Below are 21,280 nucleotides of genomic sequence, written 5' to 3'. Positions count from 1 at the left end.
TCGAAACAGAAGAATCACCCATGTCCGGACGCGCTCATCAAGGCAAAGACGAGCAGGATGGCAAGCCACAGCAAGATCGAACGCTCGACGAGCCGCAACGCCGCGACCACGTGCCTCGGCGTGGCCTCATGCCCCGCGCCGAGCGTCGGACGCGCTTCGAGCACGCCGTGATAAACCGCCGCGCCGCCAATCAGCACATTGAGGCTGCCCGCGCCCGAGGCCATCACCGGCCCTGCGTTCGGACTGTCCCACGCACGCGCCTGCGTGCGCCAGCAATGCCAGGCCATGCGCGTGTCGCCCGCGAGCGCGTAGCTCGCCGCCGTGAGGCGCGCGGGAATGAAGTTGAGCACATCGTCGATGCGCGCCGCCGCCCAGCCGAAGCGCAAGTAACGCGGCGTGCGATAACCCCACATCGCGTCGAGCGTATTGGCGAGGCGAAACGCGAGCGCGCCCGGCCCGCCCGCGATCACGAACCAGAAGAGCGCCCCGAAGATTGCATCGTTGCCATTTTCGAGCGCGGATTCGACGGCCGCGCGCGAAAGGGCGTTCTCGTCGGCTTGCGAGGTATCGCGCGACACGATCCGCGAGGTGAGCTTGCGCGCGCTTTCGAGGTCGCCGAGCGAGAGGGCGCGGGCAATCGGCGCAATGTGCTGACGCAAGCTCTTGGCGCCGAGCGCGAACCACAGCAAGATCACATGCACGGCCGCGGCATACGCGGGCGGCAGCACGCTCACGAGCGCCCATGCGACCAACACCGGCGGCACGACGGCCGCAAGCCACGCAAGCATGCCCGCCGGCCGCGCCCGATGCCCCGTGTTCATGCGCGCTTCGAGCTTCGTCGCATATCGCCCGAAGGCGACGAGCGGATGCCGCGTGCGCGGCTCGCCGAACATGCGATCGACGATCACGCCGAGCACCGCGAGCAAGGACATCGAGTAAAAGGAAAGCAGGAGCATCGCCGGTCAGCCTTTCAGCGCGATCGGCAGACCCGCGACCATCAGCGTCGTGCGCGTGCTTGCGGCGGCGACGCGTTGATTCAATCGGCCGAGTTCATCGACATAAAGGCGCGTGACGGAACCGAGCGGCACCACGCCCAAGCCGATTTCGTTCGATACCACGATGACCGTGCCGCGCACGGCGGCGAGCGCGCGGTCGAAGGCATCGAAGGCATCGGTGGCCTCGCGCGGCAGTGACGCGTTCCGCGCGTCGGCGTTATCGGTTGTGAAGAGCAGATTGGCGAGCCAGAGCGTCAGGCAGTCGATGAGCACGCACGCGCCCGGCCTGTCCGCGTCGCGCACGGCATCGGCAAGACTGAGCGGCGCTTCGACGAGCGTCCAGTGCGCGGGCCGTCTTTCGCGATGATGCCGCACGCGCTCGGCGAACTCGGCGTCGCTGCCGACGCGCGCAGTCGCGATGTATGTCACGGGCAAACCGCTCTCGTTGGCAAGGCGTTCGGCGTGCGCGCTCTTGCCCGAACGAGCGCCGCCGAGAACGAAGATGAGGTTGCGTGGAGAGTGGGTCGTGGTCATCGCAATATTGTACCGGCGGGCTAAGATGCAGGCTTTCACCCGAGGACCGCATTCCATGTCTTTCACGCCGCGCGGCACGCTGATGATTCAGGGCACGACTTCCGATGCCGGCAAGAGCACGCTCGTCGCGGGCCTGTGCCGGCTCGCGCGGCGCGGCGGCGTGAAGGTCGCGCCGTTCAAGCCGCAGAACATGGCGCTCAACAGCGCGGTCACGGTGGATGGCGGCGAGATTGGCCGGGCGCAGGCGCTGCAGGCAATCGCGGCGGGCGTGCCCGCGCGCATCGACTTCAATCCGGTGCTGCTCAAGCCGACGAGCGATCGAGGCGCGCAAGTGATCATCCACGGTCACGCGCATGCGAATCTGGACGCGCGGGCGTATCACGAATACAAACGCACCGCGTTCGATGCCGTGCTCGCGTCCTACGCGCGGCTCACGGCCGAATTCGACGCGGTGATCGTCGAAGGCGCGGGCAGTCCCGCCGAAATCAATCTGCGCGATCGCGACATCGCCAACATGGGGTTCGCGGAACGAGTCGATTGTCCGGTCGTGCTGGTGGCGGACATCGATCGCGGCGGCGTGTTCGCGCATCTCGTCGGCACGCTCGCGTGTCTTTCGGAAAGTGAGCGGGCACGAGTGCGCGGCTTCGTCATCAACCGGTTTCGCGGCGATCTCGGCTTGCTGACACCGGGGCTCGAATGGCTCGAAACGCAGACCGGCAAGCCGGTTCTCGGCGTCTTGCCGTATCTGCATGGCCTCACGCTCGATGCCGAGGACATGCTGCCGTCGCAGGCGCGGTCGCGCGGCGCGGAATCGACGCTGAAGGTGATCGTGCCGGCGTTGCCGCGCATCAGCAATCACACGGACTTCGATGCGCTGCGGGCGCATCCGCAAGTCGATTTCGAGTACGTTCGGCCGGGCATGGCGCCGCCGCCCGCCGACTTGATCGTGTTGCCTGGGTCGAAAAGCGTGCAGCGCGATCTGGCGTGGCTGCGTTCGAACGGCTGGGAGCGGGCGATCGAGCGGCATCTGCGCTACGGCGGCAAGGTGCTGGGCATCTGCGGCGGCATGCAGATGCTGGGGCGCACGGTCGACGATCCTTCGGGCGTCGAAGGCGCGGCGGGTTGTGTCGATGGCCTGGGGCTGCTCGATCTCGCCACCGTGCTCACGCCCGACAAGCAGCTCGCAAACGTGACGGGGCGGCTTGTCATCGACGGCAAGGAGGCGCCCGTGCGCGGCTACGAGATTCATATGGGACGCACGAGCGGCGCGGCGCTCGCGCGGCCGGCGGTGGCGCTCGACGACGGCCGCTTCGACGGCGCGGTGTCGCAAGACGGGCAGATCGCGGCGACGTATCTGCATGGCATCTTCGATACACCCGAAGCCTGTGCCGCGTTGCTCGCGTGGGCCGGCGTGAACGATGCCGCGCCGCTCGACTATCCGGCGTTGCGGGAGGCGTCGCTCGACCGGCTCGCGGATTCGTTCGAGCAGGCGCTGGATCTGAAGGCGGTGCTGGCGGCGTTCGCTTAAGGACGAGCTGCCGCGGGGCGTGCTTTTCCGCATTCAAGTTTTGCGGCAGCGGTCCGTTATCTGATTGTCGGCACGCCGTGACGAGCGGCGGCCTGTGCTCAATCCGATACCAAGAACACGTTCTCATGAACCTTCGCTCCAAGCTTATGCTGCTCGTATTGCCCGTCCTCGCTGCTTGCGGCGGCGGCGGCGACAAGACCTGCACGACCGACCTCGGTAATCTGCAGAAATCGTGCGTAACGAATCCGTCGCATACGCTTCCTGAAGGCTTCTGGTACGGCTCGGTGAATTCCGGGCAGTCGTTCGCGGCGCAGACCATCGTCCTCGAATCGGGTCAGTACTTCAGCATCTATTCGCGAGATGGCTCGTTCGTCTGGCTGATCGAAGGCATCATGACGGCGACCGATGGCGCGTTCAGCGACGCGTCGACGGTAGGTTTCCACGAAGCAGGCGCGATCCGTGCCGGCTCGCTCAGCGGCAACTTCACGCAGAAGAGCACGCTCACCGCGACCACCTCGCTCTATGTTTCGCCCGATACCGCCGCCACCGCGTACAACGGCAACTACAACGCGACGTACGACACGCCGATCACCATCAACGACGTGGCGCGCACCTGGACGAGCGCATCGGGCGTCTCGCCGATCTCTTCGATCACCTTCGCGGCGGACGGCACGGCCAAGGGCACGCAGAACGCCTGCACGTTCACGGGCAGCTTCAAGCCGCGCTCGACCGGCAAGCATCTGCTCGATGGCACCTTGAACTTCGCGGGCGGCGCGTCTTGCACGCTCAATAACGTGTCGATGCCCGTGGAGGCCACGGTCGTCAACGGACAGCTCACCGTCGTCGGCGTCACGACGCAGCGGGATCAGGCGTTCTATCTGTCGGGACAGTGAGCCTGTTGCTGGTTTCCTAAAATCCCGGTTCTTCTTAGGATTTCAGCCGGCCGCGCGCGGGCTTTTTCTCGTCCAGTGTGCCGTGACGCCTCGTACACGTCGCAGCACGACAACAGTTTCTGATACGACAAATACAATTTTTGTACCGTCCGTTTAATAGACACTTTACAATTGTTAACGATTCGCATTTACGCGCTCAGACGGCTCAATTCACCTTTTTTCGAATATCCACGCCTTATGTCACGATCGGTCACCCAGCAAGAAGTCAGTCGCCGCACTGCGGTATCGAAGGCGGTAGAACGTCTTTTCGTGGGACTGGTCGCCGCCGCAATGCAGGCGAGCGCTTACGCGCAAGGCGCGCCGGCGGCGGACGGCACCTCGGCCGATAGCGCCGGTGCTGCTCAATCGACGACCTTGCCAGCCGTGATGGTCAAGGGATCGGCGGCGCCCGGCGATCTGCCCGCGCCCTATGCAGGCGGACAAGTGGCGCGCGGCGGCAGCATCGGTGTGCTTGGAACGGCGAACGTGATGGACCAGCCTTTCAGCACGACGAATTACACCGAGCAGATGATCCAGGACACGCAGGCGCGGACCATCGGCGACCTCGTCGTCAACAACGCGTCGGTGCGCACGGAGCAAAGCGGCGGCGGATTCGGCGACGTGTTCCAGATTCGCGGCTTCGACGTCCAGCCAACCGATGTCGCGCTCAACGGCCTCTACGGCATGGTCTCGGCGGCGCGCGTGCCGGTCAACCTGCTCGAACGCGTCGAAGTGCTGCAAGGCCCGGGATCGCTCATGTACGGCATGGGACCGGGCGGCAGCGTCGGCGGCGCGATCAACATCGTCACCAAGCGCGCCGACGATACCCCGCTCACGCGTCTCACCGCGCTGTATCAATCGAAGAGCCAGTTCGGATTTGCCGCCGATATCGGCCGCCGCTTCGGCGATGAAGGCCAGTGGGGCGTGCGCTTCAACGGCCAGATCAAGGACGGGCAGACCGGCATTGCGCACGGCAACCAATTGCAGGGCGACAGCGCGATCGGCCTCGACTATCGCGGCAAACAGTTGCGTTGGTCGTTCGACGCCTACAACGTCTCCGAGAACACCGACGAGTACCGCTCGCAGATCGGTTTCGGCACCGCGACCGCCGTGCCCGCCGTGCCTTCGGCATACAACAATCTCTATCCCGGCTCGAAGCTCAAGCTGCGCGATTCGGCCGTCATGACGCGCGCCGAGTACGACATCAACCAGTACGTGACCGTGTACGGCGCGGCGGGAGAGCATTACGGCACGTCGCAGCAGAACTTCCCGTATGCGGCGGGCATGACGGCGGCGGGCGAGTTCAGCGCCTATAACGGCTATTACGACCAGTACACGCGCACCAAGACCGTCGATGCGGGCCTGCGCTTTCACTTCGATACCTTCGGCGTCAAGCACACGCTGGTCACGGGCGTGACGAGCCTGAATCAGGAGATCGGCTACTTCTACGCGCTGGGATCGACCGCGGTGGCGTCCAATCTCTATTCGCCGTCGCCCCTCGCACCCGTCGATACCCCGCGCGGCGACATGCAGCGCAGCAGCCAGACGCGCCTGAACAGTCAGCAGGTCATCGATACGATGTCGTTCTTCAACGACCGCGTGCTGCTGACGGGCGGTTTCCGTCGTCAGACGATCGGCCAGGACAATTACGATCCGACCACGGGCGCGCAGCAAAGCTCGCTCGACCAGCAGGCGATCTCGCCGCTCGCGGGCATCGTGATCAAGCCGCTTTCGAATGTTTCCGTGTACGGAAACTTCACGTCGGGTCTTTCGAATGGCGGCACGGCGCCGGCGGGCACCGCGAACGCGGGCCAGGCGTTTGCGCCGTACAAGTCGAACCAATACGAAGCGGGCGTGAAGGCGGATTGGGGCCGCGTGCTGACATCGGTTTCGGTGTTTCAGATCTCGCAGCCCAACGCCGTCACCGATCCCACCACGAATTTCTACGGCTACAACGGCAAGACGCGCGTACGCGGTCTCGAACTGGCTGCTTACGGCGAAGTGTTCCGCAGTCTGCGCCTGATGGCGAGCGCGACGTTCTACGATCCGAAGGTTTCGGGCACGGCGGGCGGCACGCAGGACGGCAACGATCCGGGCGGCGTGCCCAAGTTCGCCTTCAACCTCGGCGCGGATTACGACTTGCCGTGGGTGCCGGGCCTGAGCGTCAACGGGCGGATCATCCATACGGGTGCGCAGTACTACGATTCCAGCGATACCTTGCGCTTGCCGTCGTGGACGCGTTACGACGTCGGCGTGCGTTACGGAATGCGCATCGCGAAGAAGGACGTCGTGTTTCGCGCCAACGTCGAGAATCTCTTCGGCAGCCGGTACTGGATGCAGCAGGGCACCTACGTGACCAACGCCGCGCCGCGGACCTTGCTGATTTCCGCGCAAGTCGATTTCTGATCGCGACTTGAAAAGCCGGGACAGTCGCGCCGCTGTCCGGCTTTTCCTCAATAAAGAATCATCTGCGTACACCGGAACATGGCGATCAGCTTTCCTTCGCCATTGGTGACGCTTGCATCCCACACCTGCGTGCTTCGCCCGGCATGCACGGCCGTCGCCCGCGCGATGATCTTCCCTTCACGCGCCGTCGACACGTGATTGCTCTTCAATTCGAGCGTCGTGAAATTCTGCGCGTTCTCCGGTAAATGAGCGATGCACGCGTATCCGCAACAGGTATCCGCCAGGCCGACGACCGTTGCCGCATGCAGAAAGCCATTGGGCGCGAGTAACTCCGGCCGGATGACGAGTTCGCCCGTCAACGCGCCTTCTTCGAGTGAAATCAGTTGCACGCCGAGCAACTCGGGCAGACGGCCCTTCTGACGGTTGCGAAGAAAGTCGAGCGTCACATCGGAACGAAGGGGCATGGCGGTCATTTAGAAGAGATGGGAAGAAAAGGAAAGGGTAGTCCGTTCGGCCAGCGCTTCGCGTGAGCGCCGTTTTGCCGATAATATCAACGGCTCGAAATCATGTATCGGTTCCTAAAACGAAACCGCGCGCAGGCGTATCCCGGCGAAGGGCGTCGAAATCAAGCGCGTCGAACAATCTTCTGGACAATTCATGACCGTGATCGTGGTGGCAAATCCGAAGGGCGGCGTCGGGAAAAGCACGCTCGCAACCAATCTGGCCGGGTGTTTCGCGGCAAACGGCGAGTGGGTCGCGCTCGCCGATCTGGACAAGCAGCGCTCCTCGCACGCGTGGCTTTCGCTGCGCCCGGACACGCTGCCAAGAATCGAAGAATGGAATCTCGATGTCGACGCGCCCGCCAAGCCGCCCAAGGGCCTGGAAAAAGCCGTCGTCGATACGCCCGCCGGAGTCCACGGCAACCGGCTCGCGCTCGCGCTGGATATTGCCGACAAGGTGATCGTGCCGCTGCAACCGTCGATGTTCGACATCCTCGCCACGCAAGACTTTCTGTCGAAACTCGCGAAGGAAAAGGCGGTGCGAAAGGGCGCGATTCAGGTCGGCGTCGTCGGCATGCGAGTGGACGCGCGTACGCGCTCGGCGGAACAACTGCATCGTTTCGTGGAAAGTCTCGACTTGCCCGTGCTCGGCTTTTTACGCGACACGCAAAACTACGTGCAACTCGCCGCGCACGGACTCACGATCTGGGACGTCGCCAAAAGCCGCGTGGAGAAGGACCTGGAGCAGTGGCAACCCATTATCGAATGGGTGAGCAAAAAATAAGGCCGGCGGTCCTTGCGGAGCGCCGGCCAAGTCGCGGATGAACCCGGACGATCAGGTCCAGTTCTGCGTCGGCACGTGATCGCGGTTGCCCTTGATGCGGTTCGCTTCATCGACGAAGACGAGGTCCGGCTTCCAGCCCGCCGCGATCTCTTTTTCGTCGACGGCCGCGAAAGCCGCAATGATCACGAGGTCGCCCAACTGCGCGCGCCGCGCCGCCGAGCCGTTCAGCGAGATCATGCCGCTGCCGCGCTCGCCCTTGATGGCATAAGTGGTCAGGCGCTCGCCGTTGTTCACGTTCCAGATGTCGATCTGCTCGTTCTCCAGCAGATTCGCCGCTTCGAGCAGATCTTCGTCGATTGCGCACGAGCCTTCGTAGTGAAGCTCGCAATGCGTGACCGTCGCGCGGTGAATCTTCGATTTGAGCATGGTGCGCTGCATGATGCGTGTGGTTCCTTTACTTCAGATTTCCAGATTGTCGATGAGACGGGTGTTGCCGAGCTTCGCCGCCGCCAGCACGACGAGCGGCGCGCTCGCATCCGCTTCGCCCGGCGCGAGCAGGTCGACGCGCTTGCGCACGCTGATGTAGTCGGGCTTCCAGCCGCGTTCGGCGAGCGCGTTCATGGCCGTGCGTTCGAGCGCGGCCAGATCTTTCTCGCCCGAGAGCACGGCTTCGCGCACGCGATTCAACTGCAGCGCGAGTTGCGGCGCTTCCGCGTGCTCGGCGGCCGACAGAAAGCGATTGCGCGATGACAGCGCGAGACCGTTTTCCTCGCGCACCGTTTCGGCGGCGATGATCTCGGTAGGCAGCGCGAACTGGTGGCACATCTGCCGCACGATCATCAGTTGCTGATAATCCTTCTTGCCGAACACCGCGACGCGCGGCTGCACGCACGACATCAGCTTCATCACGACCGTGCACACGCCGGTGAAGAAGCCGGGGCGGAATTCGCCTTCGAGAATGTCGCCGAGGTTATGCGGCGGATGCACGCGATACTGCTGCGGCTCCGGATACATATCCACTTCGGTCGGCGCGAACAGCACGTAGACGTTCTCCGACTGCAGCTTTTCGATGTCGTCCAGCAGCGTGCGCGGATATTTGTCGAAGTCTTCGTTCGGCCCGAATTGCAGCCGGTTCACGAAGATGCTCGCGACCACCGGATCGCCATGCTGGCGCGCAAGCCGCATGAGCGAAAGATGGCCTTCGTGGAGGTTGCCCATCGTCGGGACGAAGGCGGTGCGGTTCTGACCGCGCAACTGATCGCGCAGTTCGTGAATTGAGCTGATGACTTTCATCGAGCGGGTGTCTCCTGGCGGGCGGCAGCAACAGGCCGCACCGAGGCAAGGGTAGAGAAAATGCTTTTAAGCGGGAGAGTACGCGAGTCTCACGTAAATGGGCGCAAAAGGCTCGGCCTGAGTGATTTCGATCAGCGATTCGCGCGACAACTCCAGCATGGCGATGAAGTTCACCACGACCACCGGTACGCCGCGCGTGGGATCGAATAGCTCGGAGAACTCCATGAAGCGCGCATGCTGCAGGCGCCGCAGGATTACGCTCATATGCTCGCGCACCGAGAGTTCTTCCCGCGAAATCCGGTGATGCTGAACGAGCTTCGCGCGCTTGATGACATCGGCCCAGGCGGAGCGCAGGTCGTTCATGTCGACGTCGGGGAAGCGTTGCGTCGACGCCTGCTCGATATAGACGTCCGCGCGCAGGAAGTCGCGGCCGAGTTGCGGCAACTGGTCGATACGTTGCGCGGCGAGCTTCATCTGCTCGTATTCCAGCAAGCGGCGCACGAGTTCGGCGCGCGGGTCTTCGGCGTCCTCGCCGGTGTCGGCCTTCTTGACCGGCAGCAGCATGCGCGACTTGATCTCGATGAGCATGGCCGCCATCAGCAGATATTCCGACGCGAGTTCGAGATTCGACTCGCGAATCTGATCGACATAGCCGAGATATTGCGCGGTGACATCCGCCATCGGAATGTCGAGCACGTTGAAATTTTGCTTGCGGATGAGGTAGAGCAGCAGGTCGAGCGGGCCTTCGAACGCTTCGAGAAAGATTTCGAGCGCGTCCGGCGGAATGTATAGATCCGTCGGCAGCTTCCAGAGCGGCTCGCCGTAGAGATGCGCGAAAGCGACGCCGTCGATGGTGTCGGGCGTCGAGTCGGTCGCAGGCTTGGCGAGCGCGGCGGCCCGTTCATCTCGCGAGTCGTCCGGGGCCTGACGGCGGGGCGACTGCGGCTCGCGGCCGGCTGTGCTCACGTTCAGAAGTTCTGGTAGTAGACGTATGGCGTCTGGTTCACGCGCGCCTTTTGCTGGCGTTCGCGTTCGTCGAGGTCGACCGGCTGCTTGTCCCACAGGAGCGCGCGGCCGCGACGCTGTTCGTCTTCGAGCGTCGGCTTCTGGCTTTTCAACTGATTGATGAACTGGGTGATGTCCGACTGGTACATGATCGGTTTTCCGTTGGCTCGATGCGGTGAGTAGGGACGACGCGCCCGGCAGCCTTTGCTGGCGCCGATGCCGCGCGGCACTGGGTTCGATCTCCGGGATTTTACAGCAAGCGTGAAGCGGTAACGCATGGGACTTGGGCTGTCACGGAAGCGATTATTGGAACCCGCGGAACCCCGCGAGCGTCTGACCGTCCAAAGCCGCACGACAGCGCGCCCGGCAGCGGTCCGCGGACGGCGCGCGGCAAACCACACCGCCGCAAGCCGCCGTTGCACATCCGTGCTCGGTTCCCATGCGAAGCTGTGGTGAAATAGCGCCTGCGCGCCGTGACCGGCTCATCGCATTGCAGCCGCGCGTTCGAGGTTCATCTTTCAGTCTCATTCATCCAGATGCCGGAGGTCACGTTTGGCGGGGCGTTCGTTTGATCCGCTGCGCGCGTTGCGCGCCTGTCCGCCGAAACGGCCGCACATGGCGATGTCCACGTCGCCCGGAATGAAGCGCTTGCCGGCTGCCCTGCGCAGCTTCGTGGCATGTGCGCTCCTGGCGGCCGCTTGGCCTGCGTTCGCCAAGTACGACATCGACATTGACGCGCCGCGCAGCGTCAAGAAGCTGTTGAAGGACCATCTCGATCTGTCGCGCTTCGCCAAGCGCGACGACGTCAGCGACGACCAGTTCCAGTTCCTCGTCACCGCCGCGCCGAAGGACGTGCGCGACCTCGTCGCGACCGAAGGCTATTTCACGCCGGTCGTGCGCACCGACGTGACGACCGATGGCGACAAGCGCAAGGTGACCGTCAGCGTCGATCCAGGTCCGCAAACGAAGATCGCCTCCGTGCAACTGCATTTCACGGGCGCGGTGACGACCGAAGACCGCAATCAGGAGAACGCCGCGCGTTTCGCGTTTTCAGTGAACGAAGGCGATCCGTTCTCGCAAGGCGCGTGGGACGACGCCAAGAACGCCGCGTTGCGAGCGCTCCAGTCGCGGCGCTATCTCGGCGCGAAAATCGTGCGCTCGCAGGCGCGCATCAATCCGCGCGCGCACCTCGCCGATCTCTCCGTGACCTTCGACAGCGGTCCGACCTTCACATTCGGCAAGCTCGATATCAGCGGCACGAAGCGCTATCCGGAAAAGATCATCGACAACGTGAACCCGATTCATCCGGGCGAGATCTACGACGTCTCGCGCGTGAACGAACTGCAACGCCAGGTGCAGAACACGCCGTATTACGCGAGCGTGGCCATCGACGCGGACAACGACGTCAACAAGCCGCTCGAAACGCCGGTGCATCTGAAGGTGAGCGAGTATCCGTACAACAGCATCCGCTACGGCGTGGGTTATGCGACCGATACCGGCTTTCACGTGCAGGGCGCCTACAGTTATCTGAATACGTTCAACGCGGCCTATCCGTTCACCATTTCCGGCCGGCTCGATCAGACGCAGCAGTACGGCCGCGTGCAACTCGCGATGCCGCCCGATTCGCGCGGCTGGGTGAACGCGGTGTTCGGCTCCTACACCATCACCGACGTATCGAGCACGAAGATTTATAGCGGACGCGTGGGCGTGCAGCGCTCGCGTTCGACGCAGAACATCGACACGACGTATTCGCTCGCTTTCTACGACGACCGCATCACGCAGAACGAGCCGAATCCGTCGACGGCGCGCGCGCTCGTGCCCGCGTGGACGTGGGTGCGCCGCGATGTCGACGATCCGCTGTTCCCGCGTCGCGGCAACATCATTCGCGCGGAAGCAAGCTTCGCGGTGAAAGGCTTGATGACCGATCAGACCTTTGCGCGTCTCTACACCAACGCGCTGCAGTATCTGCCGATCACGAAGAACGATCTCTTCGTGTTTCGCGCGGAATTCGGCGGCGTGTTCACGAGCGGGCCGTCGAGCGGCGTGCCGGCGTCCCTGCTGTTTCGCGCGGGCGGCGCGAATTCGGTGCGCGGGTATAGCTATCTGAGTATCGGCAACAATGTGGCGGGATCGATCTTGCCGACCAAGTACATGGTGACGGGCAGCAGCGAGTATCAGCACTGGTTCACGCACGATTGGGGCGGCGCGGTGTTCTTCGACATCGGCACGGCGACGGATACCTGGAGCGAGCGCGTCTTCCAGCCGGGCGTGGGCGTCGGCGCGCGCTGGCGCAGTCCGGTCGGGCCGGTCAACGTGGACGTGGCCTACGGGCTCAAGAACAAGAGCATCAAGCCGTATCTGACGCTCGGCATTGCGTTCTGAACGGGCGCACGAGCGATGGTGGATATCAAGGGCATGACGGAATCGAGCGCACAAGGAAGCAAGGACGAGCCGCGTTGGGATGAAGCGGGCGGCGTCGTTGCGTCCGATGCTGACGCGGGCGGCGGCAATAACGACGGCAGCGGCGGTTCCGGCGACGATAAAAAGCCGCGCCGCGGCGGCTTCAGGCGTTTCATGCGCTGGTTGGGCGTGCTCGCGCTGGTCATCGTTCTGATCGTCGTGCTTGCCATCGGCACCGTGTTGTTCGCGCTCAACACCGAGCGCGGCACGCGTTACGCGTGGCAGGCGGCGACATCGCTGCTCAAGGGTCAGCTGACCGGCAAGCTCGATGGCGGTGCTATCGCCACCGGCGTGAGTCTGCGCGATGTCCACTGGAAGAGTCCCGACGGCAAGGGCACGGACATAGCGGTCGACAGCGTTTCGGGACGCTGGGCGCTCACGCGCGAGCCGCTGCGCTTTACCATCGATTATCTGCATGTCGGCACCATCGACGCGCGCATCGCGCCTTCGCAAGAAAAGTCGACGAAAACGGAACTGCCGAAGGATTTGCGCCTGCCGATCCAGCTTGCCATCCGCGACCTGAGCGTGGAAAAGCTGCGGTTGCATCAGGGTGCGACGACCACCGAATTCTCGCGCCTGCTCTTTAACGGCGGCAGCGACGGGCAGCATCATCAGGCGACGGTGCAGCGGCTCGACACGCCGTTCGGCGCGGTGACGGCATCCGCGAAACTCGACGGCGGCGCGCGTCCGTTCCCGCTTTCCGGCGATGCCGGCTACACGGGCAAGCTAAACGGCGAAGCGGTGCAGGTGGGCGCGCGGTTATCGGGCTCGCTGGAAGACCTCATTGCCGATATCGACGCCAGCGGCATGAAGCTCAACGGCCGCGCACATGTCGAAGCGCTGCCGTTCGGCGACGTGCCGCTCAAGCTTGCCATCGTCAATGTCGATCACGTCAATCCGCAAGCGTTCAGCCCGGGCGCGCCGTTCGCCGACCTCGCCGTGAGCGCCGAAGTGAAGCCGGTCGAGAACGCGCCGGGCTTCGTGGTGAGCGGGCCGGTGTCGATCGTCAACGCGAAGCCGGGCGCCATCGACAAGAAGCTGCTGCCGCTCATCGACGCGCACGCCAACGTGCGGCTCGATGCCTCCGCGCAAAGCATCACCGATCTAAACGTGCGTCTCGTGAAAGACGCGACCGTGACGGGTGGCGGCTCGCTCAAGGGCGGCGACGGCAAGTTCGACCTCAAGGTGGCGAAGCTCGACCTCAACGCAATCGAAGCGAGCGTGCGTCCGACCGATTTTTCCGGGCCGATCAGCGTCGTGCTTGCGGGCGATACGCAAACCGTCACCGCCAACCTGAACGATCCGAAAGCGGCGATCCGCGCGCAAGCCAAGGTGAAGCTCGACCCGAAGCAGACCGCGCTCGACGAAGTCAAGCTGACCGTCGGCAAGGGTCGCGTCGAAGCGAACGGTGTGCTCAAGAAAGATACGAATTCGAGCTATGACCTGAAGGCGAAATTCATCGACTTCAATCCGCTTCTGCTCACGCAGCAGTTGCTTCAGCCGAAGCCCGCGCCCGTCAGGAAAGGCACGCAGAAGAAGCCCGCGCCCGCGCGCGTGATCGAGGCGCGCGTGAACGGCACGCTGGCCGCATCCGGCAGACTCGCGCCCGAACTCACCACCAAGGCGACCTTCAAACTCGCCGACAGCATGTACGACAACTTGCCGCTCACCGGCGAAGGCACGGTGCAACTGGCGGGCGTGCGGCTCTTGCCAAGCGCGGCCAAGTTGTCTGTCGCGGGCAACGATGTCGATCTGAACGGCAGTTTCGGCGCGCCCGGCGACCGGCTGCGTTTTCGCGTCGATGCGCCGCAACTCGAGCGCCTCGGCTTCGGTCTCGCGGGGACGGTGAAGGCGGACGGCGATCTGACCGGCTCGATTGCGCATCCGAACGTGGCGGCGAATTATCAGGCCGATGGCGTCGTGTTCGGCGCGAACCGCCTCGGTCATGCGGAAGGTCGCGCGGATATTCGCGATGGCTCGAACGGCGCGCTCGTCTTCACGCTGAAAGCGCGCGATGCGAGCACCTCGGGCATCGAAGTCGCCACGCTCGATGCGAACCTCAACGGCACACGCATGCATCACACGCTCGACGTGACCGCGGCCGGCAAGGTTCAGGGGCAGCCGGTGAATCTCGCGCTCGGCGCGAACGGCAAGTTCACCGATGCCGCCGACGGCCCGCATTGGGACGGCACGATCACGAAGCTCACCAACAAGGGCACGCCGTCGGTCAACCTCGAACAGCCGCTGACCGTGAGCTACGGTCCGGCCAGGCTCGTGCTCGGCGCGACGCGGCTCGTCGCGGAAGGCGCGGCGCTCAATCTCAAGTCGTTCGCGCTCGATCACGGCCGCATCCAGTCGGCCGGAACGTTGACGAATCTCTCGGTGCCGCGGCTTCTGGCCGTGCGTCAGGAAATGACGGGCGAGGAGCCGCCGATCCGCACCGACCTCGTCTTCGATGGCGACTGGAACTTCTCGCTCGGCGCCACGGCGACGGGTTATGCGCAGATCAAGCGCCGCAGCGGCGATGTGACCGTGGAAGGCACCCGTGGCGTCTCGGCGCTCGGCATCAACGACATCTCGGCGCGCGCCGATTTCTCCAACGGCAATACGCTCAACGCGACGCTGCGCGCGCAGGCGACGCGCATCGGCGTGATCGAAGCCAACGCGCACACGCCGCTCGCCAATCGCGACGGCATGCTGACCGTGGTCGACGAAGCGCCGCTCTCCGGCGCGATCAACGCGAATATCCCCGAACTGCGCACCACCGGCGGGCTGCTCGGCCCGAGCTATCTGCTGGGCGGCAAGCTTGCTCTCAAGTTGAGCATCGCGGGAATCGTCGCCAAGCCGAATCTGTCGGGGTCGCTGACGGGCGACAATCTTTCGGCGACGGTCGTCGATCAGGGCGTTCAGTTGAAGGACGGCATCATTCGCATTGCGCTGTCGGAGAATCTGGTGGACTTCCAGCAGGTGGAGTTCCACGGCGCGAGCGGCACGTTGCGCGCGACGGGCAAGGTGCGGCTCGATCAGGCACAGCCGGACCTCACCGCGAGCATCATCGCCGACAAGCTGGAACTGTTCGCTTCGCCCGACCGGCAATTGTCGCTTTCGGGCAGCGCGAGTATCGCGAACGCGGGATTGCAGGGCGGCATGGCGATCAACGGCAAGTTCACCGTCGATCACGCGCTGTTCGACTTGCCGGAATCCGGCGCGCCATCGCTCGGCGACGACGTGGTCATCGAACGTCCCGATGGCACCATCAAGGGCGAAAACACGACGAAGCAGACGGTGGCCGCTACGGAAAAACCGGTTGGACCGTTCACGCCGCGCGCGAATATCGACATCGACCTGGGGCAGCGCTTTCGCTTCAAGGGCGCCGGCGCGGATCTCGGGCTTGCCGGCGTCATCAGCGTGACGAGCGCGCCGAACATGCCGCTGCGCGCGGTCGGCAATGTGCGCGTGACGACGCCGGGTTCGAGTTACACGGCGTTCGGGCGCAAGCTCAACATCGAGAACGGCTTCTTCACGTTCAACGGACCGGTGGCGAACCCCGGCATCAATGTCCTCGCGATGCGGCGCAATCAGGAAGTCGAGGCGGGCGTGCAGGTGACGGGCACGGTGCAGGCTCCCGTGGCCAAACTCATTTCCGAACCGAGCGTGCCTGACAACGAAAAGCTCTCGTGGCTCTTGTTCGGTCATGGCACGGATCAGGGCAATAACGTCGGCCAGCAGAGCGCAATGACGAGCGCACTCGCGTTGCTCGGCAGCACGGGCGGCAAGCGTATTGCGCAGACCTTCGGGCTGGATGAATTCACCATCGGTTCGAGCGAAGTGGGCCTGACCGATCCGCAAGTGGTGATGATCGCCAAGGCCATCAACGAGCGGCTGGTGATTGGCTACGAGCAGGGTCTGCAATCGGCCAGCAACGCGATCAAGGCGACACTGAGCCTGTCGCGATTCTGGTCGGTGACGGCGTATGGCGGGACGTTCCAGGGCGTCGATCTGTCTTACACACGGCGCTTCAATTCGTGGATGCGGCTCTTTTCGTCGACGACGCCTACGCGGCCGGAGCGGGCGGCGGCTTCGTCAGCTGCGGCGGCATCCGAGGTGGAGTCGACCACGGAGTAGATCGCTTTGAAGACGTAAGGGGACAGGGGCATGCGAGTCGATCGCGTGCCCCTTTTTGCTTTTGCGCCGCGCCCGTAACCAATTTCTTTCTCTGGTCCCGAGACTTGCCTCCGATCTGAGTCGTTCTCAAGGCGCGCAAAAACCCGCAAGAACATTCTCAATATGATGCGTTACATCAACGATTTATGTAGGAAGTTTGTGGTTTTAAGCGTGTTCCTAATCGTTCGCATGGCCCTAGTCAGCATACTCAGCCTCTCGTCAGGAAGCGAGTATGCATACGCTTGTTCACGACTCGACCTGACGAATTTTCAAATCGGGCTCAGTCACTCAGGTGACGACTAAGGAATACTTATTATGAAGAAGATCATTCTTCCGCTGGTCGCGGTGTCCATGTCTCTGGCAGGCGCTGCCGCGCACGCCGCACCGGCAGGTAACGGTGGCACGCTGACTATCAACGGAGAGCTGACGGCCAACACGTGCACGGTAAGCGGCAATGCCCAGGGCAACAACTTCACCGTGACGCTGCCGGCGCTTGCCGCAGCGGAACTGACGAACGCCCGGCTCTTCCGCGGGCGCCACCGGTTTCAACATTGCGCTGTCCAACTGCACGCCGGCTACGGGCAACGTGCACACGTTCTGGGAATACGGCGCGAACACGCTGGCCGACGGCAACCTGAAGAACAACGGCACGGCGACCAACGTCGAAGTCCAGTTGCTGGACTACAACGGCTCGGGGCAAGCCATCGACGTGAGCAAGGCCGACGGCGCGCAGCAGTCGCAAGACGTTGCGATCACGAGCGGCAGCGCAAGCCTGCAATACGCAGCGCAGTACAACTCGCCAATGGGCGCCGCAACCGCGGGCACGGTGACGAGCCAGGTGACCTACTCGATGGTCTATCAGTAAATCGATTCGCGAACGAGGACGCCCTCGCGGCGTCTTCGTTTAACCCTCGCACGGCGCGGGGTCGAGTCATCGCGTCACCGCAAATTTTGTTGAATGTCATGAGTCTCCGAAAAGTCGTTTTTAGCGCAGTGACAGCGGGTGTGCTCGCTCTCGTTGCGATCCTGCCGTTCGCAGCCAATGCGTCCGTCGTCGTCGCGGGCACGCGCGTGGTGTACAACGCCACGGATAGTGAGGTGACGCTTAAGCTGTCCAACGCGGGAAAATCGCCGGCCTTGACGCAGGTGTGGCTCGACAAGGGCGATCCCAAGGTCGATCCGGCTCAGATCGATCTTCCATTTGTGCTCACGCCGCCGTTTGCGCGTATCGATCCGGGCAAGGCGCAGACCGTCCGTATCGCGTATACCGGCGAAGCGCTGCCGAAAGATCGCGAAACCCTGCTCTGGTTCAACGTGCTTGAAGTGCCGCCGAAGCCAACCGAAGCTCAGGCCGGCGCGAACTACGTCCAGCTCGCATTCCGCTCGCGCCTGAAGTTTTTCTTTCGCCCGCAAGGTCTGCCGGGCAGCGCCGACGACGCACCGGGCAAGCTCACATGGCGGCTGTCGTCGCAAGGTGGCAAGTCCGCGCTCGTGGTTTCGAATCCGACGCCTTATCACGTGACGATCATCGACGCTCATGTGGGCGAAGGCGAACATGCCGCCCGATTCGATGAAGGCGGCATGGTGCCACCGGGTGGCGAGCTCACGCTGCCACTGTCCGGTAAGGCGACCGCGAACGGCCAGGTCTCGTTCACGACCTTGAACGACTACGGCGGTCCCACGAAGCACGAGGCAGCGATCCACTGAGACCCGCTGCATGCGGGCTATCTGACCGATTCACGAGCGACGCGAAGGATGTCGATTCCTTCGCCATCGGTCGGCCACACGCCGGGCGCGAATAGCCTGGCGTTCACGTACACCAAGACTTAATCGTCGCGAGGCAGCGAGCCCCGGATGCCGATGTTTCCCATCGGTGGGGAGCGGTGTTGCCCGCGAATCCGGCTCGATATGAATGAACGCTGCATGGAATCGAATTCGAGGTTCGCTCTCTCGCTGAGTCGGACCAGCGTCGCCGTGATGCTCGCCTTCGCCGCGGCGCATGCCAGGGCCGATGCGAACACGCTGGCTCGCATGGACACTTCGTCATCGTCCGGGGTGCGGCCGGATCGGGCTCAGACCTCGTCCGATGTCAAGGCTGCATCGAGTGGTGCGACGGTTGCATCGACGGCATCGACCTCGACGGCATCGGCCGCATCGGCCGCGCCCGAGGCCGTGGAGTTCGACCCGGGCTTCCTGCGCTTTGCTGGCGCGGCGGTCATGGACGTCAGCCGCTTCGACAAGGGCAACATCGCACTGGCCGGCAATTACCGCGCCGCACTGTACGTGAACGGTGTGTGGCTCGGCATGACCGCCATTACATTGCGCAATGTCGGCGCGCCGGACCATCGCGCGGTGCCGGTCTTCGATCGCGATCTGCTCGCGCGCGCGGGCGTCGATACCATGCGCCTGCCCGATTCCGCGTTAGCGCAACTCGACGCCGCGAACAGCACGGGCGGCGTGGCGCTGCCGGACCTGATCCCGCAGGCGACGGCCACCTTCGACATGGGCGAACAGCGCCTCGACGTGAGCGTGCCGCAAGCGATGATGAGCCGCAACGCGCGCGGCTGGGTCGATCCGAAGCTGTGGGACGAAGGTGTGCCAGCCGCGACCTTGCAGTACAACGCCAACGTGTATCGCTCGAATGGCGGCGGCGTGTCGAACACTCAGGGTTATCTGGGCGTGACGGCGGGTCTCAACTTCGACGCCTGGCGTTTTCGCTACAACGGCAACGTCACGACATCGTCGTTTGGCGGCACGCATGCACAGAGCCTGCAGACGAATGTGCAGCGCTCGCTGATTCCGCTCAAGAGCCAGTTGACGCTCGGCGACTCCTACACCGACGGCTCGATCTTCGATTCGTTCGGCGTGCGCGGCGTGCAGCTCGCAACCGACGACCGCATGTACCCCGAATCGCAGCGCGGCTATGCGCCGATCGTGCGGGGTATCGCCAATACCAACGCGAACGTTCAGGTCAAGCAAAACGGCAATCTCATCTACGAGACGACGGTCGCGCCGGGTCCTTTCGAGATCAACGATCTCTACCCGACCGGCTACGGCGGCGACCTGCAGGTGATCGTCACCGAAGCGGACGGCAGCCAGCACGTTGCATCCGTGCCGTATGCCGCGCCCGTGAATTCGCTGCGCGAGGGGCGCTGGCGCTTGAACGTGGCAGCGGGCCAGTATCGCAATTCGAGCGAATCGGGCCATCCGTATGTCGTGCAGGCTGGTGTGCAGCACGGCGTGAACAACCTGGTCACGCTGTATGGCGGCTCGATCGTCGCCGAAGACTACATTTCGGCGGCGCTCGGCGCGTCGCTCAACACGTCGGTCGGTGCATTCGCCTTCGACGCGACGCAAGCCAATGCGAATCTGCCGAAATCCGGCAGCCGGAGCGGACAGAGCCTTCGCCTTTCGTTCTCGCGCAGCTTCACGCCGACGAACACCGACGTCACGCTCGCGGCGTACCGCTATTCGACGAGCGGCTTCCTCGGGTTCCGCGACGCCATGAACCTGCGCGACCTCGAGTCGAAGGGCACCGCGTTCATGAGCAACGGCATCCAGAAAGGTCGCCTGCAGCTCACGCTCAACCAAAACCTCGACAAGTGGGGCTCCATTTACGCATCGGGCTACACGCAGAACTACTGGAACAAGCATGGCAACGATACCGCGTTCCAGGTCGGCTACAACACGAACGTCGGGCGCGTCGGCGTGGGGGTTTCGGCTTCGCGCGAACTCGACACGTCAACCGCGAACTGGGACAACCGCGTGATGCTCACGCTGAGCGTTCCCCTCGATCTGGGCACGAACATCGCCAATTCGACGACGAGCTTCTCGCACGACTCGCGCGACAACACGAACCAGATTCAGGAAACCTTCACGGGCACGCTCGGCAAGGACTATGAGATGAACTACGGCGTGAGCGCGGGCCACACATCGGGTGATTCCGGCAGCCACAGCGACAGCCTTAGCGCCAATGTCGGCTATTTCTCGCCTGTGGCGCAGTTGCGCGCGAATGTTGGCCGCGCCAACGGATACACGCAGGCAGGCGCGGGTGCGTCCGGTTCCGTGGTCGCATACGGGGGTGGTCTGGTGTTGTCACCGCAAAGCGGCGACACGTTGGCGATTGTCGAGGCGAACGATGCCGCCGGAGCGCGCATTGCCAGTTCGCCCGGCGTGCGGCTGAACGGCGCCGGCCGCGCGGCCGTGGCGGGCATGCAGCCGTATTCGCAGAACGCGGTGGAGATCGACACCAAGGGCTTGCCGATGGGCGTGCAGCTCAAGACCACCGAGCAGCACTTTGCACCAACGGCCGGCGCGGTGTCGCTCGTGAAGTTCGATACCGAAGACCGAGGCCGCGCAATCGTCATGCGCTTGCGTCGTCTGAACGGCGAGCCGGTACCGTTCGGCGCGGACGTGCTGGATGCGAGCGGCGAATCCGTTGGCGCCGTGACGCAGGGCAGCCGCGCGATGTTGTATAGCAAGGCCGCGAGTGGCGATCTGATCGCCCGTTGGGGCTCGGCGGCCGATCAGAGTTGCAAGGTGCATTACGCGTTGCCCGAAGCCGACGGGAGCCGGGCGGCATCGACTGCCTTCACGGATGCAGCCTGCAACTAAGCCGATATCTCCACGACATGAATCTGCAATCGACAAAGACCCGCACGAGCGGCGGCAACATGAAC

At 63.8% G+C, this 21,280-nt stretch carries 17 protein-coding genes; 9 read left to right on the top strand and 8 right to left on the bottom strand.

Translation table 11 applies throughout. The features are described from left to right. Nucleotides 1-14 precede the first annotated feature (14 nt). Together cbiB and cobU are read right to left on the bottom strand one after the other, a co-directional pair. A complete protein-coding gene (gene cbiB, locus P9292_RS22570; RefSeq protein ID WP_250463543.1) occupies nucleotides 15-956 on the bottom strand; it encodes an adenosylcobinamide-phosphate synthase CbiB in 942 nt (313 codons plus the stop codon). Nucleotides 957-962: 6 nt separating this feature from the next. Continuing rightward, nucleotides 963-1,529, bottom strand: coding sequence for a bifunctional adenosylcobinamide kinase/adenosylcobinamide-phosphate guanylyltransferase (cobU, locus tag P9292_RS22565; RefSeq protein ID WP_309961328.1), 567 nt, complete (start codon nucleotides 1,527-1,529; stop codon nucleotides 963-965). Nucleotides 1,530-1,584: 55 nt separating this feature from the next. Here cobU and P9292_RS22560 point away from each other — a divergent pair, with 55 nt between their 5' ends. The 3 genes from P9292_RS22560 to P9292_RS22550 all read left to right on the top strand — a co-directional run bounded on the left by P9292_RS22560 (nucleotide 1,585) and on the right by P9292_RS22550 (nucleotide 6,395). Next, nucleotides 1,585-3,057, top strand: a complete 1,473-nt coding sequence (locus P9292_RS22560) for a cobyric acid synthase (RefSeq protein WP_309961326.1) — start codon at nucleotides 1,585-1,587, stop codon at nucleotides 3,055-3,057. A gap of 125 nt (nucleotides 3,058-3,182) precedes the next feature. Beyond that, a complete protein-coding gene (locus P9292_RS22555; protein WP_309961324.1) occupies nucleotides 3,183-3,950 on the top strand; it encodes a hypothetical protein in 768 nt (255 codons plus the stop codon). 237 nt (nucleotides 3,951-4,187) lie between these two features. After that, complete coding sequence (locus tag P9292_RS22550) at nucleotides 4,188-6,395, top strand: TonB-dependent siderophore receptor (protein ID WP_309961322.1); 2,208 nt, start codon at nucleotides 4,188-4,190, stop codon at nucleotides 6,393-6,395. 47 nt (nucleotides 6,396-6,442) lie between these two features. Here the strand turns inward: P9292_RS22550 and P9292_RS22545 are convergent, their stop codons facing one another. Further along, nucleotides 6,443-6,868, bottom strand: a complete 426-nt coding sequence (locus P9292_RS22545; RefSeq protein WP_309961320.1) for a PaaI family thioesterase — start codon at nucleotides 6,866-6,868, stop codon at nucleotides 6,443-6,445. Nucleotides 6,869-7,052: 184 nt separating this feature from the next. On the opposite strand from P9292_RS22545, the gene P9292_RS22540 reads away from it, so the two are divergent. Further along, nucleotides 7,053-7,679, top strand: a complete 627-nt coding sequence (locus P9292_RS22540) for a ParA family protein (RefSeq protein ID WP_244827276.1) — start codon at nucleotides 7,053-7,055, stop codon at nucleotides 7,677-7,679. Between the two features lie 51 nt (nucleotides 7,680-7,730). Here the strand turns inward: P9292_RS22540 and panD are convergent, their stop codons facing one another. The 4 genes from panD to P9292_RS22520 form a co-directional block, all read right to left on the bottom strand. After that, nucleotides 7,731-8,117 carry an aspartate 1-decarboxylase gene (gene panD / locus P9292_RS22535; protein ID WP_244827277.1) on the bottom strand — a complete coding sequence of 129 codons (387 nt, stop codon included), beginning with the start codon at nucleotides 8,115-8,117 and terminating at the stop codon, nucleotides 7,731-7,733. A gap of 21 nt (nucleotides 8,118-8,138) precedes the next feature. After that, complete coding sequence (gene panC / locus P9292_RS22530; RefSeq protein WP_244827278.1) at nucleotides 8,139-8,972, bottom strand: pantoate--beta-alanine ligase; 834 nt, start codon at nucleotides 8,970-8,972, stop codon at nucleotides 8,139-8,141. Nucleotides 8,973-9,038: 66 nt separating this feature from the next. Further along, nucleotides 9,039-9,824, bottom strand: a complete 786-nt coding sequence (locus P9292_RS22525; protein WP_244827977.1) for a ScpA family protein — start codon at nucleotides 9,822-9,824, stop codon at nucleotides 9,039-9,041. 116 nt (nucleotides 9,825-9,940) lie between these two features. After that, nucleotides 9,941-10,129, bottom strand: coding sequence for a DUF3460 family protein (locus P9292_RS22520; RefSeq protein WP_244827978.1), 189 nt, complete (start codon nucleotides 10,127-10,129; stop codon nucleotides 9,941-9,943). A 487-nt stretch (nucleotides 10,130-10,616) separates the two neighbouring features. Between P9292_RS22520 and P9292_RS22515 the strand changes: the two genes are divergently transcribed. Together P9292_RS22515 and P9292_RS22510 are read left to right on the top strand one after the other, a co-directional pair. Then, nucleotides 10,617-12,359, top strand: a complete 1,743-nt coding sequence (locus P9292_RS22515) for an autotransporter assembly complex family protein (RefSeq protein ID WP_244827979.1) — start codon at nucleotides 10,617-10,619, stop codon at nucleotides 12,357-12,359. Between the two features lie 15 nt (nucleotides 12,360-12,374). Next, the gene (locus P9292_RS22510) at nucleotides 12,375-16,562 is read left to right on the top strand and encodes a translocation/assembly module TamB domain-containing protein (protein WP_309961318.1); all 4,188 of its coding nucleotides are present in this window, start codon (nucleotides 12,375-12,377) and stop codon (nucleotides 16,560-16,562) included. A 327-nt stretch (nucleotides 16,563-16,889) separates the two neighbouring features. Here P9292_RS22510 and P9292_RS22505 read toward each other — a convergent pair whose 3' ends face one another. Then, complete coding sequence (locus tag P9292_RS22505) at nucleotides 16,890-17,153, bottom strand: hypothetical protein (protein WP_309961316.1); 264 nt, start codon at nucleotides 17,151-17,153, stop codon at nucleotides 16,890-16,892. Here P9292_RS22505 and P9292_RS22500 point away from each other — a divergent pair. The 3 genes from P9292_RS22500 (at nucleotide 17,152) to P9292_RS22490 (ending at nucleotide 21,215) form a co-directional block, all read left to right on the top strand. Further along, nucleotides 17,152-17,466: a hypothetical protein gene (locus tag P9292_RS22500; RefSeq protein ID WP_309964131.1), complete on the top strand. Its 315-nt coding sequence runs from the start codon at nucleotides 17,152-17,154 to the stop codon at nucleotides 17,464-17,466. The genes P9292_RS22505 and P9292_RS22500 overlap by 2 nt on opposite strands. A gap of 140 nt (nucleotides 17,467-17,606) precedes the next feature. After that, nucleotides 17,607-18,308, top strand: coding sequence for a fimbria/pilus periplasmic chaperone (locus P9292_RS22495; RefSeq protein WP_309961314.1), 702 nt, complete (start codon nucleotides 17,607-17,609; stop codon nucleotides 18,306-18,308). A 216-nt stretch (nucleotides 18,309-18,524) separates the two neighbouring features. Beyond that, nucleotides 18,525-21,215, top strand: a complete 2,691-nt coding sequence (locus P9292_RS22490) for a fimbria/pilus outer membrane usher protein (RefSeq protein ID WP_309961312.1) — start codon at nucleotides 18,525-18,527, stop codon at nucleotides 21,213-21,215. Nucleotides 21,216-21,280 lie beyond the last annotated feature (65 nt).

The organism is Caballeronia sp. LZ001 (genome assembly GCF_031450875.1).
GTDB lineage: Bacteria > Pseudomonadota > Gammaproteobacteria > Burkholderiales > Burkholderiaceae > Caballeronia.
The sequence above is the reverse complement of the archived record's forward strand: the minus strand, read 5'-3'. Positions and strand labels throughout refer to the sequence as shown.